A 16,361-nucleotide genomic window follows, 5' to 3' on the forward strand; every position below is an offset into this window, starting at 1 on the left:
GGTGCAATCAGTGAACGTCGAGGATGCGATCCGCTTTCAGTCTGACCTCAGTTTTTTTAATGAACTGCTGGCTGATAAAAAAATTCAGGTGCTGGCTGAAAAACGAATTAAAGAGGCCCGCCGTGATTCCTATCGCCGCAGTCTTCTTGGCCACAGCCTGAGGGTTACGGCCAGACTGGCGCCCGATCTTTTTAAATATGTGCGTAATGCACAGGAAGCCCTCAATCTGGGCGATAAAAATGTTGAGGTCTACATCTATAACAGCCCTGAGCCTAATGCCAGCTGCAGTTATTCCGGTGGCGATGACATTATTCTGACCTTCAGTTCCGGTCTGTTAACCTCAATGAATGAAGACGAGATTAACTTCGTTGTTGGCCATGAACTTGGCCATGCTTTATTCAGCCACTATGCCTTACCAACCCATGCCATTCTGGAAGAAGGCACGCTGAATGCCAGCGATGCCATGAAGCTGATGTCCTGGAGCCGCCGCGCAGAAATCTCCGCTGACCGTGCTGGTCTGTTTGTCTGTAAAAGCCCGGAAGCGGCCATCAGTTCTTTCCTGAAGCTGTCCTGTGGTGTTGCTCATCCGATTATTGAATTTGATCTGAAAGAATATTCGGCGCAGATTCAGGATTTATCTGAGTTATCAAAAAACACAGAAGACACATCCCATTGTTATTCCAGCCATCCGTTTAACCCTATCCGTATTATGGCCGTTGATTTATACAGCCAGTCGGATGAGTTTCAGCGTTTAACCGGACAAGGTGCAGGGAATAAGACTCTGGCCGATGTCGATGACGGTATTCATAAAGTGCTCGAGTATATGGAGCCGGTCAGCGATGAAGAGAAACAGGCCCTGCACAACCGGGCCATGTTCTGGGGCGGTGCCTGGGTAGCTTATGCCGACGGGCATCTGGCCGATGCTGAAGCAGAAAACCTGATCGAACAGGCTGGTGAAGAAATATACCGCGAAGGTATTCAGCTGCTGCAACAGGCTGAAGATCCTGTCGGTCTTGCCCGTGAACAGTTTATTGAGAGTTCGAAACCGCTGTTATCCCAGGGGGCTTCAAACCGCTGCGCCTTTATTCAGCGCCTGGTTGTGGTCGCCAGAGCCGATCAGAATATTGATGATCGCGAACTGGATGCCCTCACGGAAATGGCAAAAATTATGAATGTTGAACCTTCTTTTGTTCAGCAAATTTTAATGTTTCTCGAATAAGGAGAATCTTGATGACATCGAATGGAAGCACAAATCCATATCCAAACCCGTTCACCAGTAAGATTGTTGCTTACTGTGAAGAGATTGGCTGGAATTTTGAAGTCCGCTCTGAAACCTCGGTTAAAATGCTGTTTGTTGAAGATGACGGGCGTTCGCAGCTGGTCTTTTTTAACCGTCAGCAAACCGGTAACGGCCAAGAGGTTGTATGTATTTCTTCGCCGGTTGTTCGCCTGAGCACCATCCAGCAATCTGATATCGATCAGAAAGCTTTCTTCAACGAACTGCTGGAGCTGAATGGCCGCTCCGCTAACTATCGCTGGGCGTTTACCCGTATCAGTGAAGAAGATGAGCTGCTGATCGCTGTTGTCGATATGCTGCTGGATACTATGGATCTGAAAGAAATGGCGATGGCGGTATCTGCCGTATCAACCGTTGCAGACCGTATGGAAAGTCGTTTTGGCGTGGACGAGTTTTAAAGGAGATTAAAATGTCGAACAAATTTCATGAAATCATTGCAGGTCACGCCGACAAACTTGGCATTAATCTGAAAATTGATAATGAGCGCATGATCAGCGCGATGTTTGATATGGGCGAAGGCCGTTCACAGCGTGTTCTGGTGCTGTATCACCCAAGCGAAGATGGCACTAAAGACATTGTTGAAATTGCCTCTGCGGTACTGGATTTAAGTGGTATGCCGGATCAGCAACTGGGTACCAATATGGCGCTGAAGTTATTGCGTGAAAACGACAGTACGCTTTGCGCTGCCTGGGCTATCGACAAGGTTGGCGGTTGTCACCTGGTGGCGATGGGCAATTGGTGGCTGGATGAAATGGATACCGATGAATTCGGTACCACGCTGTATGGCGTAGCCGCGATGGCGGATAATCTGGAACAGCAGCTCGGGGTTGATAACTTCTGATGCTGTAACGAAAACGGCCGCGGATAACAGAGTTATACGCGGCCGTTTTTTATTCTTCTGTATTGGTCAGGATGATTCCCTGATCAGGATTTCTTTTTCAGACTCAGTGTTTTTTCCGTTTTCGTCTTTGGGTTACGGTACACTTTAGGCGCTGATTTTTTCTCAGCTGGCTTTTTATCCGCCTGATCCTGATTCCTTTCTTTTTTCTTTGTACCTGTTTTCTTCGTGTCTGGTTTTTCTGCTTTCTGCGTTTTTGGGGCAGATGCATTTTGTTCTTTAGCCGGTTTTCTGGCGTCTTTACCTGACTCTTTTTTCGCTTCTTTTTTCAGGTCTTTATTGACCACAGCTTTCTGGTCAGCTTCTGTTGCCAGGCGGATACCACTGTCTTCGATCACAATTTTGCGTTCTTTATACAGTTTGCCGATGGCCATTTTAAAGGTACGTTTGCTGACCCCGAACTGCAGTTCGATCAGTTCTGCCGGAGAGTGGTCGCTGAGGCCTAAGAGGCCGTGGTTATCTTCCATTTTCTGCAGAATTTTTTTCGCCAGCGGATCGGCTTTGGTATGGCCTACCGGCTCCAGCATCAGATCGAGTTTATGATCGTCACGCAGACGTTTGATATAGCCTTCAACCCGCTGACCGGTACGAATGGCTTTGCGGATATCGTCGTTGTGCAGCAAACCCCAGTAGGTGTCGTTGACTACGGCTTTGTAGCCGATGTCGGTGCGCTGGGCGATCAGTAATTTCACTTTATCGCCGGTGGCCAGCGGCACCGGAGCGCCGGGCCAGTTGGCTTTGACTTCGTCTTTGATAAAGCGGTTTAAGCGTGCGCTGGCAACGATGCGGTCGGTGTTATCGAGGTACAGGTAGACCGCGTAGGATTTACCGGCTTCCATACGGTGGGTTTGTTCAGCGAAGGGCACAAACACGTCTTTGGCCAGACCCCAGTCGAGGAAGGCGCCGGTTTGATTCACATCCACGGCTTCGAGCCAGGCGACCTGGTGCAACTGCGCTTTAGGGCGCAGGCAGGTGGCAATCGGGCGGTCGTCGGAATCGAGGTAAACAAACACCTTAAGACTGTCACCGATTTTGGTGCCGGCAGGAATCTGTTTGCGCGGCAGCAGAATTTTGCCGCCGTCGTTGTCATCCAGATACAGGCCGTGGGGCTGTTCATCGAGTACGGTCAGGGTGTTGTAGCGTCCGAGTTCGGCCATGATGGTATTCCGCGGCAAGGTGTTTCGTGGGCAGCATTGTGCTGCAGTCTGTATCAGGATAGGCCGGCTTGTGGCCGGCGGCGCGCAGTTTATCACAGCCACTGGCGGAGGCAGAGTCCGGGTTCAGGCTTTCTGAGGTCTGGCGTTGCCATAAAAAAGCCCCGCCAATATGCATTGGCGGGGCTGGTTGTTGCGTGTCCGGGGTCAGGTGCGCAATGCGCCCAGTTGTTTATCCAGACGGTCGAGCTGTTCAGTAACGTTATGGCTGCTCTGGTTGGCTTCCTGTGCCAGCTCGGCCAGCATGGTGGTGGCATCGCCGATAACGGTCAGGTTGCGGGTAATTTCGCCGCTCACCGAGCTTTGTTCTTCGGCGGCGGTCGCTACCTGACGGATATGGTCGGCAATTTCGCTGATCGCCTGTACCACTTCTTGCAAAGAGCCATGAGCTTCGCGGGTCGATTCCATCGCCAGCCCGGCTTTCTGACTGCCACTGTCGATGATATTAACCGCTGCTTTTACCTCGCCCTGCAGGCTGCCAATCATATTGTTAATTTCTTCAGTCGATTCCTGGGTTTTGGAGGCCAGGGTGCGTACTTCGTCGGCGACCACGGCAAAGCCACGCCCCTGTTCACCGGCACGGGCGGCTTCGATGGCGGCGTTCAGAGCCAGCAGGTTGGTTTGTTCTGCAATGGAGCCAATAACCACCAGAATGCGGTTAATATCATCTGAACGCGCCGATACCTTGGAAATCGATTCGCTGGCGGTGTGCATGTTTTCGCTCAGCTCCAGCACCGTATCTACTGCGGAAGACAGGTTACGCTGTGAGCCGGTCACGGTGGAGTGGATGTCGTTAGCACGTACTGCCACATCGGAGGCGATGCGCGACACTTCCTGTGCGGTGGCCGACATCTCCTGGGTTGCAGCGACGACGTTATCCATTTCGCTCTGTTGCTGGTCGGTGGCTTTACGGGTTTTCTGGCTGATTTTCAGGTTCTCGGCCGATTCGCTGCGCACCTCGTGACTGACTTCTTTCAGCGCCAGTACCAGATCGCGCAGCTTGCTGAGGAAGCGGTTAAAGCCGCCACTGAGGCTGATGAGTTCGGCGTGGGTATCCAGATGCAGGCGCTGGGAAAGATCGCCATCGGCGCTGGACAATTGCTCGACCTGTTTATTCAGTACCGCCAGCGGTTTGGTAATGGACTGAATCAGTATGGTGATGGCGACCAGAGCGGCCCCGGCCAGCACCAGCGCAAGTAACAGCTGACTGCCGAGAACTGTGGTTTTTTCTTCGGCGACCAGTGCTTTCAGGGTTTCGAGATCGGCCAGTGCAACGTCGAGCGGCAGCTCAATCAGCAGTGACCACTCACTGTTGGAGGCCGGAATTTTAAGACCACGGGCAACGTACAGGTTATCTTTTCCTTGCAGCAGGCCTTCGCCCTTGTGCAGTTTGCTCAGCGCTTCGCCTCGCTCGGGCAGTGCTTCTTTCAGCGGACGCATGAGTTTGTCTTTGTAATGGCTTGATGCCACCACCAGACCCATTTCACTGAGCAGGGTTACCCGTGCTTTACCGTTGTAAAGTGATTGGCTCAGCTCATCCATCAGTTTCTGGAAAATAGGCAGATTAAGGTCGGCGCCGGCAATACCGCGGAAGGTGCCGTTAACCACCACCGGCGCGGTGAGGCTGGTCATCAGTTCTTCATAGCCGGGGCTGATTTCATACAGGTAGGGCTCCATCAGACAGGGCGCTTTTTTATCGCGACCGCAGAGATACCATTCGGATTGGCGGATACCGAATTCATTGCGGGCATTGAGGTATTTTTCGTCCGGGTCATCGACTTTCTGCTGTTCAACCTGACCGGACTGATTGCGGATCCAGTAAATTTCCAGTGAGCCGGTGCTTTCGGCGTTGTAAATTAAACCTGAGTCGACGAACTCGCTGTCACGGCCATCAAAGCCGTTGCGCTCAAACTGGGCATATGTGGAGCTGATGTCCTTATTAGCCGCGAGGGCGGCGCCCATCATTTCGCTGATCTGAGCGCGACTGCCATCACCATTTTCAATCGCGGTTTTAATCGCAGCGGCCATGGTTACCGGAATGCGGTAGGCGGCATTGATGTAGTTACTGATCTGTTCGCCGTAAGCCTGGGTTTTGGTCTGTAGCTGGGTGATAACGGCTGAGGTAAGGTTTTTTTCGCTGTGCTCCTGCAGTTGTTCGCTGAGCGAACTGATTCCCTGATAGCTGCGCCAGGTCAGAGCAGCAGCCAGTAACAGAATGGCTGACAGCGTGATGACAAACAGCTTGGTTTTAAGGGGTAAGGATTTCATGCAAGGCTCCGGAATACGTGGTCATACCAAATCAGTATAGTTTCTGATCTGAGGTCTGCTCCCGGTTTGCCCGATTTGTCCTCTTGGGCCGCTTAAGTTTATGAAAAAACAGGAAAAACCGCCGTTATAACGGTTTTCCTGGCGTTTGCTCGTCGGGTGTTATCCGTGGGATGTTCTTTGTGCGCTCAGCGACCGCTGAACTTTGCTGCGCGGCGTTCCATAAATGAGCGTACGCCTTCGGCGGCATCGTCACTCTTCAGCACCTTGCCCATATCAGCGAAGACGGTGCTCAGAGCGGCGGTATCACCGTGCAGGCGCGCGGTTTTTGACGATTTCAGCGCGGCGCGCACACCCAGCGGAGCGGCGGCGGCCACTTTCTGCGCCAGTTCACGGGCACGGCTGTGCAGCTGGCCGAATTCACAGAGTTCGGTCAGCATGCCCCAGTCGTAGGCCTGCTGGCCGCTGAATTCATCGCCGGTCAGCAGGTAGCGCTGGGCCCGTGCCCAGCCGATTTCTTCCGGCAGGCGCACCGTACCGCCGCCGCAGGGGTAGATGCCACGCTGTACTTCCAGCTGGGCAAAGCGGGTATCGGCGGTGCCGAGGCGGATATCAGTATTGAGCAACAACTCCAGACCGGAGGTGTAGCACAGACCATGGACGGCAATGATCAGCGGCTTACTCAGGGTTTCACCGGAAATTCCGTAGGGGTCAATTTCGCCTGCGGCCATCTGCGGGGCGCCGCCCTGAGCAAAGATCGGGGCCCATTTATCCAGCTCCAGACCGGCGGTGAAGTGTTTGCCATCGGCCTGAATCACACCGACGCGTAAGTCATCGTCGTGTTGCAGGCGGTACAGCGCCTGAGCCAGCAGGTGGTAACTCTCCGGGTCGAGGGCGTTCAGTTTGTCGGCACGGTTAAAGGTGATGGTGAGGATATGCTCACTGGCTTCAACGAGTACTTTGGCAGTCATGGTGTGATCCTTATACGGGGGACTGATTAAAACCAGTCCGGATTCATGGCGGTGCAAGTGTCGTCAAACCCGGTTAACAATTTGGCCTGATGCTCAATTTCCGGCAGTTCCCAGCGGATAAAGTAGCGTGCAGCCTGCAGTTTACCGGCGAGGAACTGCTGGTCGTCTTCTGCCGCCGAAGCGCCAAAGGTGTCGATAGCCTTGTCGGCCATTTCCAGCCACAACCAGCCGATCACCATCTTGCCCATCATGTCGAGATACAGCGCCGAGTTGCCCAGAGCATCACTGACCTGGCCGCTCTGCAGGGCTTTGCCCAGTGTCATGGTGGTTTGCAGCAGGGTGTTAAGATGCTTCTGATAGCTGGTGGTCAGGTCGGCGAGCTGTTCTTTGGTGGCGGCGGATTTCAGTGTGGCCTGCACCCGTGCCATTAACAGCTGCTGGCCTTTGCCATTGTGCTGCCACAGTTTACGGCCGAGTAAATCCAGCGACTGAATGCCGTGGGTGCCTTCGTGAATCGGATTTAAGCGGTTGTCGCGGTAGCACTGCTCGACCGGATATTCACGGGTATAACCGGCGCCACCCAGCACCTGAATGGCCAGGTCGTTGGCGCGCGGGCCGTAATACGACGGGAAAGATTTCACCACCGGGGTTAATAAATCGAGCAGGATGCCGCTGTCGGCGTTCTGTCCGGCTTCCTGTTCATCCACTAAGCGGGCAGCCAGCAGGCACAGCGCCAGCGACCCTTCGACGTAGGATTTCTGCGCCAGCAGCATGCGTTTTACATCGGCATGTTCAACGATATTCAGCGGTTTGCTGAGCGGATCTTTCTCAACCGGAGAACGGCCCTGCGGACGGTTACGGGCGTAGTCGAGGGATTCCAGATAACCACGGTAACCGATCATGGCAGCCCCCAGGCCAACACCGATGCGGGCTTCGTTCATCATTTTGAACATGTACATCAGGCCCTTACCGGCTTCACCGATCAGGTAGCCGTGGCAGTCGTCTTTTTCGCCAAAGCTTAAAACGGTGGAGGTGGTGCCACGGTAGCCCATTTTGTGCAGCAGACCGGCCAGCTGCACATCGTTGCGTGCGCCCAGTGAACCATCGGCGTTGGTGTGAAACTTCGGCACGATAAACAGCGAAATGCCTTTAACACCCTGTGGTGCGCCCTGAATACGGGCCAGCACTAAGTGCACGATATTTTCGGTGATGTCCTGATCGCCGCCGGAGATATACATCTTCTGGCCTTTAATGCGGTAGCTGCCGTCATCGGCCGGCAGGGCGCGGGTGGTCAGATCGCCCAGTGATGAGCCAACATCCGGTTCGGTCAGCGCCATGGTGCCGGAAAAACGACCGCTGAACATGTGCGGCACAAAGGTGGCTTTCTGTTCGTCGCTGCCAAAGGCGTGGATCACATTGGCGGCGGCGCTGGTTAAAAACGGATAGCCGGCGGTGGAAGGGTTGGCCGACATAAAATAAGCGTTGGCGGCCATATGCAGCAGCGAGGGCAGCTGCATGCCACCGTCTTCATAACTATGGCGGGCGCACAGCAGGCCGGAGTCGGCAAAGTGTTGCCAGGCTTCTTTTACTTCCGGGATGGTGCTGACTTTTTCACCGTCGAATTGCGGCTCGTGTTCGTCCGCTTTGGCGTTATGCGGGGCAAAGTAATCTTCGGCAATGCGGCCTGAGGTATTCAGAATGCCATCGAAGGTGGTGCGGTCGTGCTCGCTGTAATGGGGCAGTTCGGTCAGCTGCTCAGCCTGAAATACCTGATACAGCAGAAATTCCAGATCTTTCTGATTAATAAGTTTCGACACGGCGCGGCTCCTTCAGGATTTAAAAGCTGAGTCATAACTGCTATGACGTATTTCACCAGTATCAGGCTTGTCATGCTGTAAGATAATCGTCAATATAGCCACACTTGATGCTAATAGTGACACGTTGATGCCCAGATCAGGCGGTACCGATGTCACTTTCAGCATGGCAATGATTTTTACCGGGAGCATCCATGCTTAATGTAGTGATTGCGGGTTTTGATAAAGCCCTGTCTTCGGCCATGACCGGTGTCGCCGATCTGTTTGGTCTGGCTGGCGTTACCTGGAACCGTATTCAGGGACAGGAGCTGGAACGCCTGTTCAATGTGCGTATTGCCAGCCCGGATGGCGGCCCTATCCGCTGTATTAACGGTATTCATCTGCTGGCCCATATGAGCTACGACGATGTGCAGGATGTGGATGTGATTGTGGTGCCGACCATCGGCGGTCCGGTTGAGGATGTGATTGATGTTAATCCACAGTTACTGGCTTTGTTGCGCCGCGCGGATGCTCACGGCTGGACCATTGCCGGTAACTGTACCGGTAATTTTTTGCTGGCCGAAGCCGGGATTCTCAACGGTAAAACCGCAACCACCCACTGGGGCTTTAAAGATCTGTTTGAACAGCGTTACCCGCAGGTCGAACTGAAAGCCGATCAGCTGATTACCCGCCATGACCATATTTATTGTGCCGGTGGTGGGCTGGCCTGGTTTGATCTTGGGCTGCATATTATTGAACGCAATTTCGGTTTTGAAACGGCCATTCAGACCGCCAAAGCCTTTGTGATCGATTACCGCCGCGACAGCCAGTTGTCGTATTCATTAATGCGTTTATCAAAACCGCATAAAGACGATCTGGTAAAACAGGTTCAGGCCTGGCTGGAAGAACATTACGCCGGTAACTTTACCGTCGATGAACTGGCAGAACGCTTCAGTGTGTCCAAGCGTACGCTTATCCGTCGCTTTAACGCCGCGCTGGATATGCCGCCCAATACCTATGTGCAATCCATCCGTATTGAAGCCGCACAGAAATTACTGGAAGAAACCGAGCGTACTGTGGATGTGGTGATGAATGATGTCGGTTATGAAGATGCCAGTTCATTCCGCCGCTTATTCCGTAAAAAAACCGGCTTAACACCAACCGAATATCGCCGCCGTTTCAGCAGGCGTTTCTGATGCCTGAACGCCTGTATGTGCCGGAGGTTACAACTGGTTACGCCCGCGGAGGGGATTCTGACAAATAAAAGCCCGGAGTGACAAAATGCGGCAGCAGTCGCGACCGGTCTTTTGCAGTACAATGCGCGCATATCAATGGAGGACAATATGATGCGCTTGCTGCTCTGGTGTTTTTTGATCATTGCGAACAGCTCTTACGCAGGACTTTTATGCGACTGGCCATATCGTACAGAAGTTACCCTGAGTGAAAATTCCGGTTCCACGCTGACCAACTATCAGATTCTGTTACGTCTTAACGGTAATGAACTTCATCCGTCCTATGACTGGACATCTGCAGGTAACGATCTGCGTATTTTTGATCAGGATGACACTACCGAAATCCCTTATTACATTGATAACTGGAATGCCCAGACAAAAAACGCAGAAGTCTGGATTAAATTAGCCAGTCTGCCTGCCAACAGCAGCCGTAAAATTTATCTTTATTACGGTAAATCGGAAGCTTCTCCATTGGCACAGGTTCCGCCGGTATTTGATAAACCCGGTATCCGTTTTCATACCCGCTACTCTACTGTGGATCCGCAGAATAAAGCAGAAGGTTTTGCTGCCTTTAATAACAGTAATGATAACAACAGCGGGTACGGTTGTACTTTCGTAACCAATTTTACCAATGTCAGCAATCACCAGACGTTTGCTAATGGCAGCCGGACTAATATCGTTGCTTATTCACAAAGTTACTTTGAGGTAAGGCCGGGCGAGGGTGGAGAATGGTTTTTCCGCTATGGCGCTGATTTCGGTCGGGGTGGCGGTCTTTATATTGATGGCCAGCCAGTGGAAGAAGATTGGCGCAGCGATCTGTGGTGGGAAACTGACTGGCAAAACCCTGACGTGCTTTATGGTTCCAGAGTGTTATCTGTCGGCTATCACAAAATTGAAATCATTGGTTCAGAAGGCGGCAATGATGGCGGTATTACTGCCGAGTTCTGTCGCCCGAATGGACGTTGTACGGATAGAAGAGAGTGGCGTCAAAGTTGGAATGCTTTCAGTACCTCAAATATTGATATCCGCTCCTATAGCTGTCCGATTTCCGAACCGACCGTTACCTTTGGTATGCATCAGAGCTGCAGTGCAGAACTCAGCCTGAGTGCGACGCCACCGGCTTTATGGGTCAGTGGCAATGCCCGCGATATAAGCCTGAATGTATTTAATAATGGCCCGGACGCGACACAGCCCGACACTGTATTGTCTGTCGCTTTAGGCGGCAGTTTTCAGCTGAATCAGCTGGGCAGTGCGCCCTGGAATTGTTCTCTCAGCAGCGGCGGTGCGAGCTGTACCTATTCTGCTGCCGTTGCTTCTGGTGAGGCGTTTAACCCCCTGACGTTGTCGGCGTTACCGCCTGCGGGAAGTGATGGTCAGACGTTCAGTTACAGCGCACAGGTTTCCGGCCCGCAATACGACAGCAATCTGAATAATAACCAGGTCTCAGGTTCTGTTGCGGTACGTACGCTGATTCTGCCAGCGGGGCGCAGCTGTACAGCTTCGTCCGGATTGTGGACACGTTTTTTTAATACACAGAGCAGTAGCATTGATTACGCGGCTAATGCCAGCCAGTTTCAGGCGATGGTGGATACGTTTGCCAACGAAACCTATCTGGATGGGCAAACCATATTCAGTCAGGTTAATGGCTCAGGCAACCCGTTTGATAATCGCAGTGATGAGTATTATCTGACGATTTTTGATGGTTATTTATATGTTCCGACCGACGGTGACTGGTGGCTGGCGCTGGATGGTGATGATGCGGTTGAAATGCGGCTGAACGATACAGTGCGTGTCAGCTGGTATGACGGGCACGGTGCTCTTGGCGGAGCAAATACCAGTAATGCTGTACGCCTGGGTCTGGCCCGCGGTTATCATAAATTTGAGTTCCGCCATCAGGAATATACAGGTGGTGATTCTTACGCGGCGTATTGGAGTACAACCTCCAATAATTCTGCTGCCTACCAGATTATTCCGGCAGCCAATTTCTCGCAGTGTAATGGCGTGTATGACCTGCAGCTGAATAGTACGGCACTGGTGATTTCTGATCCGGTTAATGGCAGCAGCAACCCGAAAGCCATTCCTGGTGCCGTGATTGATTACTCGGTACGTGCCAGTAATACCGGTACGCTCAGTTCTGATCTGAACAGCACTATGTTGGTGCAGGCAATTGCTGCCGACTCTGAGTTTTATGTCGGTACCGATAGCTCCATCAGTCCGGTAACTTTTGTTAATGGCAGCGGCAATAACCGTACCGGACTGACGTTTACTTTTGACAGTCTGACCAGTACAACAGACAGTCTGGAATTTTCCAGTGATGGTGGTAACACCTTTGGCTATCAACCTGGTGCAGGTGCTGATGGTTTTGATCCTGCGATTACTCATTTCCGTCTGCGTCTGGATGGCAGTATGAATCCCTCTCTGGGCAATCTTCAGCCATACTTCGACTATCAATACCGGGTACGTTTACACTGATACGCCACTACTGATACAGGAAAAACATGCAGGATCAGGCCGGACAGGATACAGAACTGCATTCGCAACTGGCAGAAAAAAAAGCGATACGTCAGCCGCTGCTGCGGGCGCTGGTGCTTGGCTGCGGCTGGCTCAGTGTTGTTCTGGGAGTGCTGGGGATTTTCCTGCCGTTGCTGCCGACAACGCCTTTCCTGTTGTTGGCCGCCGCCTGCTTTCTGCGCACATCACCGCGCTTTTATGTGTGGCTGATCCGGCATCCGAAGCTGGGCCGTTATGTGATTTATTATCTCGACGGTAAAGGCATTCCGCTGCGGGCCAAGGTTTATACGCTGTTACTGCTGTGGAGCACCATGCTGCTGACGGCTTTTGTGCTGGTGGATCGCTTGCCGGTTAAAATTATTCTGCCTGCCATTGGTGTGCTGGTAAGCATTTATATTCTGCGTCAGCCAACGCTGGTATTAACGGACAGTAACGGGGACGGACGGCGTTAACTGCACGGAGTTATTTCCGCCATTCCTGACGAAAAATGTTCAGCGCGGTACACCGGTATGGCCGGCAACCACTTCCAGCGCCTGACGGTCGAGAATATCAATGCGGTTATAGTGTGTGCTGATCCAGCCCTCGCTGACCCACTGTGCCAGTACCCGCGCCACCGACTGCCGCGACACGCCCATCATTTCTGCCAGTGCCTGCTGCGACATCGAGTGGCGGGTATCCATACGCTGCAACTGCAATAATTTACGTGCCAGGCGTGCCGGCATCGGCAGCAGGGTGGCTTCTTCCACCGCATCCATCAGCAGGCGCAAACGCTGGCATAAGTGTTTTGCCAGCGTCGGCCATAATTGCGGATAACGCTGCAGCAATGACTGAAAATCCGTTGCGGCGATCAGTAATAATTCGCTGTCTTCCATCGCACTGATGTCGTGGGTGCGTGGCAGCCCGTCGACCAATGAGATTTCACCAAACCAGTCGCCGGGTAAAAAATAGGCCAGTGTCAGCACTTTACCGTCATCGGTCAGGGTGCTGACGCCCAGCCGTCCGCTGATAACCCCCATATAACCTTTCGCCAGATCGCCACGGGCATGTACCTGCTGGCCTGTGTTCAGGCGCAGAATGGTGCTGGCACGGGCCAGTTGTTCCAGCTCCGCGTCCGGCAATTCGGCCAGCCAGCTTTGCCGCAGCAGTTGCAGACGCTGCTGTACGGAGGGTTCGGCGGGTGCGGATAACGGCGGATTGTCAGGCACAGGATTGTCCAAAAATTTACAGAGTTTGCCGCTCAGGCGGGGTATGTTGCTGGTGAGAATAATAACCAGAGGAGTTTAAGATGACCAAGCAAAACGCCGTCAGCGTCCGTGAACAGGTATCCGCCGAAGAATGGCAAATGCGGGTTGATCTGGCCGCCTGTTATAACCTGGTCGCCCATTATGGCTGGGACGATCTGATTTTTACCCATATTTCTGCCCGCGTGCCCGGCCCGGAGCACCATTTTCTGATTAACCCTTATGGTTTGATGTTTGATGAAGTATCGGCGTCTAGTCTGGTTAAGGTGGATCTGCAGGGCAATAAAGTAATGCCGTCGGAATATGAAATTAACCCGGCCGGTTTTACCATTCACAGTGCGGTGCACGAAGCCCGTGATGATGCTAAGTGCGTGATTCATTTACACACCAAAGAAGGAGTGGCGGTTTCGGCACAGAAAGACGGCCTGCTGGCAATTTCCCAGCAATCGCTGTTTCCGCTGTCCGGCCTGAGCTACCACGAATACGAAGGCGTGGCGTTAAATCCGGAAGAAAAAGTCCGCTTGGTCGCGGATCTGGGTGAAACCCAGTTTATGATCCTGCGTAATCACGGTTTACTGACCTGTGCCGATAACGTTGCCGATGCCTTCCTGAATATGTTTATTCTGCAGCGTGCCTGCGAAGTGCAGTTACTGGCGCAGTCCGGTGGCAGTGAATTAATTATGGTGCCGGATGCCATTGTGGCCGGTATTAAACAGGCAGCACAGCAGGTAACCCGCAATGCCGGTGGCAAGCTGGCGTGGCCCGGATTATTGCGTAAACTGGAGCGTATTCAGGCACCTTATGCGCAGTAAATTTGTGCGCTGAAAGGTTATCGTCAGGGTCTGTTTAATCGCCAGAGTCTGTTTAATTGGTGTTAACAGGTCATGAAACACAGAGCAGGGCGAAGTTAAGCCCTGCTCTGTTTTTATAAGAATAAAAAAGGGTTTTTATGAGCGCCAACGCACCGTCGTTAAACCAGTGGCAGCAACAGGGAAAACGTATTTCTCTGCTGGGGCAGGATATTTTCTACTGCACCGCCGGCGATGAAACAAAACCGGCACTGCTGCTGATTCATGGTTTTCCTACCGCCTCCTGGGACTGGCGTTACCAGTGGCAGGCGCTGAGTGAAGATTATTTTGTTATTACGATGGATATGCTGGGTTTTGGTTTCAGTGCCAAACCGCAGAATGGCGATTACCGTATCGCCTTTCAGGCGGATTTACAGCAGGCGCTGCTTAAACATCTGAATATTCAGCAGTACAGCATTCTGGCACACGATTATGGCGATACCGTGGCACAGGAATTACTGGCCCGTGATCTTGATCAGCACGGCGCCAGTAACGGTAGCAAAAACAGCAGCATAAGCGCCTGTATTTTATTAAATGGCGGGCTGTTTCCCGAAACCCACAAACCGGTGCTGGTACAGAAATTACTGATCAGTCCGCTGGGACCACTGTTTGCCCGTTTGTATTCTTATAAAAAACTGCAGAAAACCTTTGCCCATATCTGTGCGAAACCACTCAGCGATGAAGAACTGCAGGGCTTCTGGACATTAATTTCACAGCAACAGGGGCTGCGGGTTTTTCATAAACTGATCCGTTATATGAGTGAACGGCGGCAATTCCGTGAGCGTTGGGTTGGTGCCTTGCAGAATACCCACGTGCCGCTGGCGTTAATTAATGGCTCCGCCGATCCTATTTCCGGTGAGCATATGGTGGCCCGTTACCGTGAGCTGGTAGGCGGGGAAAACATTGTGCAATTGCCGGGTATTGGTCATTATCCTCAGCTGGAAGACAGCCAGATTGTTCTCTCAGCCGTAACGTCTTTTCTGACCACGGTGATTCGCTCTGGCGGATAAAATATTCACAACAGGGTTCGCATGAATCAGCCTTCTTATTCCACTATTGCTGCCTGGGCACTGGCTATCTGCAAAGCCTTGCAGGAATCTGGCCGCGATCCTGTGCCTTTGCTGCAGGATGTCGGCCTGAATCTGCAGGAGCTGGAGCAGCATCCCGACAGCCGTGTTGCCATTGCCACTATGACCGCGTTCTGGGACAGGGTAGAACAGGCTACTGCTAATCCGGCTTTTGGCCTGGAAGTCTCCCGTTATGTGCAGCCGATGCATTTTCGCGCCCTCGGTCTGCTGATGCTCAGCTGCCAGAATATGCAGCAGGTCATTGATAAAATCGGGCGCTATCACGCCATGATTTCCAATACCGTTAATATCCGCGTTATTCATCAGCCACACCGCATTGGTTTTGCAATTGATCCTCTGGCGGGAGTGCCGATCAGCGCCCTCGCTGTTGACGGTTTTTTTGCCACCATCGTTACCTTTGCCCGGCAGTTAACCGGGCAGAATCTGCTGGTACAGAATGTAGAATTAATGCGGTCTTTACCTGTAACAGGTGGCGAGCGCTGGAGTACGTTTTTTCAGTGCCCGGTCAACTTTCAGCAGGCGACCAACTGCCTGTGGTTTGAACGCGCACAGCTGATAAAAATGGCATTGCCCGGTGACTCACAACTGGCTGCTGCCAACGAAGCTCTGGTTGAACAATACCTGCAAAAAATGAATGCTCTTAACTGGCACGAGCGGATAAAAAACAGCATTCAGGCGGTGCTGGAACAGGGCGAACCGACGCTGGCCGATACCGCACAGGTCTTTAATCTGAGCGAACGGACGCTGCGGCGTTATCTGCAACAGGAAGGCACCAGTTTCCGTCAGGTACTGGAAGAAGTGCGGCGTGAAATGGCGGTACATTACCTGCTACAGACAGCGGTGCCGGTAACGGATATCGCGTTACGGCTGGGGTTCAGTGACAGCAGTAATTTTAACCGCGCGTTTCAGCGCTGGTTTGAGCAGACGCCGGGGCAATACCGTAAGGAAAAGAAAAGCGCCGGAGCTTAAAAAGCACCCTCGCAGAAAGTCTCTTGCCATCTGG

General features: G+C 52.6%; 14 protein-coding genes. 9 read left to right on the forward strand and 5 right to left on the reverse strand.

What is annotated here, in order from left to right; genetic code table 11:
* Positions 1-10 precede the first annotated feature (10 nt).
* The 3 genes from HUF19_RS05700 to HUF19_RS05710 are packed head-to-tail and all read left to right on the forward strand — an operon-like array spanning position 11 to position 2,138.
* Positions 11-1,219 (forward strand): M48 family metallopeptidase, encoded by a 1,209-nt coding sequence (locus tag HUF19_RS05700; RefSeq protein ID WP_260998878.1) that lies wholly within the window; start codon positions 11-13, stop codon positions 1,217-1,219.
* Positions 1,220-1,230: 11 nt separating this feature from the next.
* Positions 1,231-1,695: a YbjN domain-containing protein gene (locus HUF19_RS05705; RefSeq protein WP_260998879.1), complete on the forward strand. Its 465-nt coding sequence runs from the start codon at positions 1,231-1,233 to the stop codon at positions 1,693-1,695.
* An 11-nt stretch (positions 1,696-1,706) separates the two neighbouring features.
* Positions 1,707-2,138 carry a hypothetical protein gene (locus HUF19_RS05710; protein ID WP_260998880.1) on the forward strand — a complete coding sequence of 144 codons (432 nt, stop codon included), beginning with the start codon at positions 1,707-1,709 and terminating at the stop codon, positions 2,136-2,138.
* Between the two features lie 83 nt (positions 2,139-2,221).
* On the opposite strand, the gene HUF19_RS05715 is transcribed toward HUF19_RS05710, so the two are convergent.
* The 4 genes from HUF19_RS05715 to HUF19_RS05730 all read right to left on the reverse strand — a co-directional run bounded on the left by HUF19_RS05715 (position 2,222) and on the right by HUF19_RS05730 (position 8,462).
* Positions 2,222-3,352, reverse strand: coding sequence for a CvfB family protein (locus HUF19_RS05715; protein ID WP_260998881.1), 1,131 nt, complete (start codon positions 3,350-3,352; stop codon positions 2,222-2,224).
* A 204-nt stretch (positions 3,353-3,556) separates the two neighbouring features.
* The gene (locus tag HUF19_RS05720) at positions 3,557-5,677 is read right to left on the reverse strand and encodes a methyl-accepting chemotaxis protein (RefSeq protein WP_260998882.1); all 2,121 of its coding nucleotides are present in this window, start codon (positions 5,675-5,677) and stop codon (positions 3,557-3,559) included.
* A gap of 185 nt (positions 5,678-5,862) precedes the next feature.
* Positions 5,863-6,645 carry a crotonase/enoyl-CoA hydratase family protein gene (locus HUF19_RS05725; RefSeq protein WP_260998883.1) on the reverse strand — a complete coding sequence of 261 codons (783 nt, stop codon included), beginning with the start codon at positions 6,643-6,645 and terminating at the stop codon, positions 5,863-5,865.
* Positions 6,646-6,671: 26 nt separating this feature from the next.
* Positions 6,672-8,462: an acyl-CoA dehydrogenase gene (locus HUF19_RS05730; RefSeq protein WP_260998884.1), complete on the reverse strand. Its 1,791-nt coding sequence runs from the start codon at positions 8,460-8,462 to the stop codon at positions 6,672-6,674.
* Positions 8,463-8,653: 191 nt separating this feature from the next.
* Here HUF19_RS05730 and HUF19_RS05735 point away from each other — a divergent pair, with 191 nt between their 5' ends.
* The 3 genes from HUF19_RS05735 to HUF19_RS05745 all read left to right on the forward strand — a co-directional run bounded on the left by HUF19_RS05735 (position 8,654) and on the right by HUF19_RS05745 (position 12,633).
* Positions 8,654-9,634 carry a GlxA family transcriptional regulator gene (locus HUF19_RS05735; RefSeq protein WP_260998885.1) on the forward strand — a complete coding sequence of 327 codons (981 nt, stop codon included), beginning with the start codon at positions 8,654-8,656 and terminating at the stop codon, positions 9,632-9,634.
* A gap of 147 nt (positions 9,635-9,781) precedes the next feature.
* A complete protein-coding gene (locus tag HUF19_RS05740) occupies positions 9,782-12,142 on the forward strand; it encodes a CCXG family PEP-CTERM protein (protein WP_260998886.1) in 2,361 nt (786 codons plus the stop codon).
* A gap of 26 nt (positions 12,143-12,168) precedes the next feature.
* Positions 12,169-12,633 carry a YbaN family protein gene (locus tag HUF19_RS05745; RefSeq protein ID WP_260998887.1) on the forward strand — a complete coding sequence of 155 codons (465 nt, stop codon included), beginning with the start codon at positions 12,169-12,171 and terminating at the stop codon, positions 12,631-12,633.
* A gap of 39 nt (positions 12,634-12,672) precedes the next feature.
* Here HUF19_RS05745 and HUF19_RS05750 read toward each other — a convergent pair whose 3' ends face one another.
* Positions 12,673-13,386 carry a Crp/Fnr family transcriptional regulator gene (locus HUF19_RS05750; RefSeq protein WP_260998888.1) on the reverse strand — a complete coding sequence of 238 codons (714 nt, stop codon included), beginning with the start codon at positions 13,384-13,386 and terminating at the stop codon, positions 12,673-12,675.
* An 80-nt stretch (positions 13,387-13,466) separates the two neighbouring features.
* Here HUF19_RS05750 and HUF19_RS05755 point away from each other — a divergent pair, with 80 nt between their 5' ends.
* The 3 genes from HUF19_RS05755 to HUF19_RS05765 all read left to right on the forward strand — a co-directional run bounded on the left by HUF19_RS05755 (position 13,467) and on the right by HUF19_RS05765 (position 16,327).
* Entirely contained in the window at positions 13,467-14,234 is a 768-nt protein-coding gene (locus HUF19_RS05755; protein WP_260998889.1) for a class II aldolase/adducin family protein, read from the forward strand.
* 137 nt (positions 14,235-14,371) lie between these two features.
* The gene (locus tag HUF19_RS05760; RefSeq protein ID WP_260998890.1) at positions 14,372-15,280 is read left to right on the forward strand and encodes an alpha/beta fold hydrolase; all 909 of its coding nucleotides are present in this window, start codon (positions 14,372-14,374) and stop codon (positions 15,278-15,280) included.
* A 21-nt stretch (positions 15,281-15,301) separates the two neighbouring features.
* The gene (locus tag HUF19_RS05765) at positions 15,302-16,327 is read left to right on the forward strand and encodes an AraC family transcriptional regulator (protein ID WP_260998891.1); all 1,026 of its coding nucleotides are present in this window, start codon (positions 15,302-15,304) and stop codon (positions 16,325-16,327) included.
* Positions 16,328-16,361: the final 34 nt, after the last annotated feature.

Source organism: Thalassolituus hydrocarboniclasticus, assembly GCF_025345565.1.
GTDB classification, from domain to species: domain Bacteria; phylum Pseudomonadota; class Gammaproteobacteria; order Pseudomonadales; family Oceanobacteraceae; genus Venatoribacter; species Venatoribacter hydrocarboniclasticus.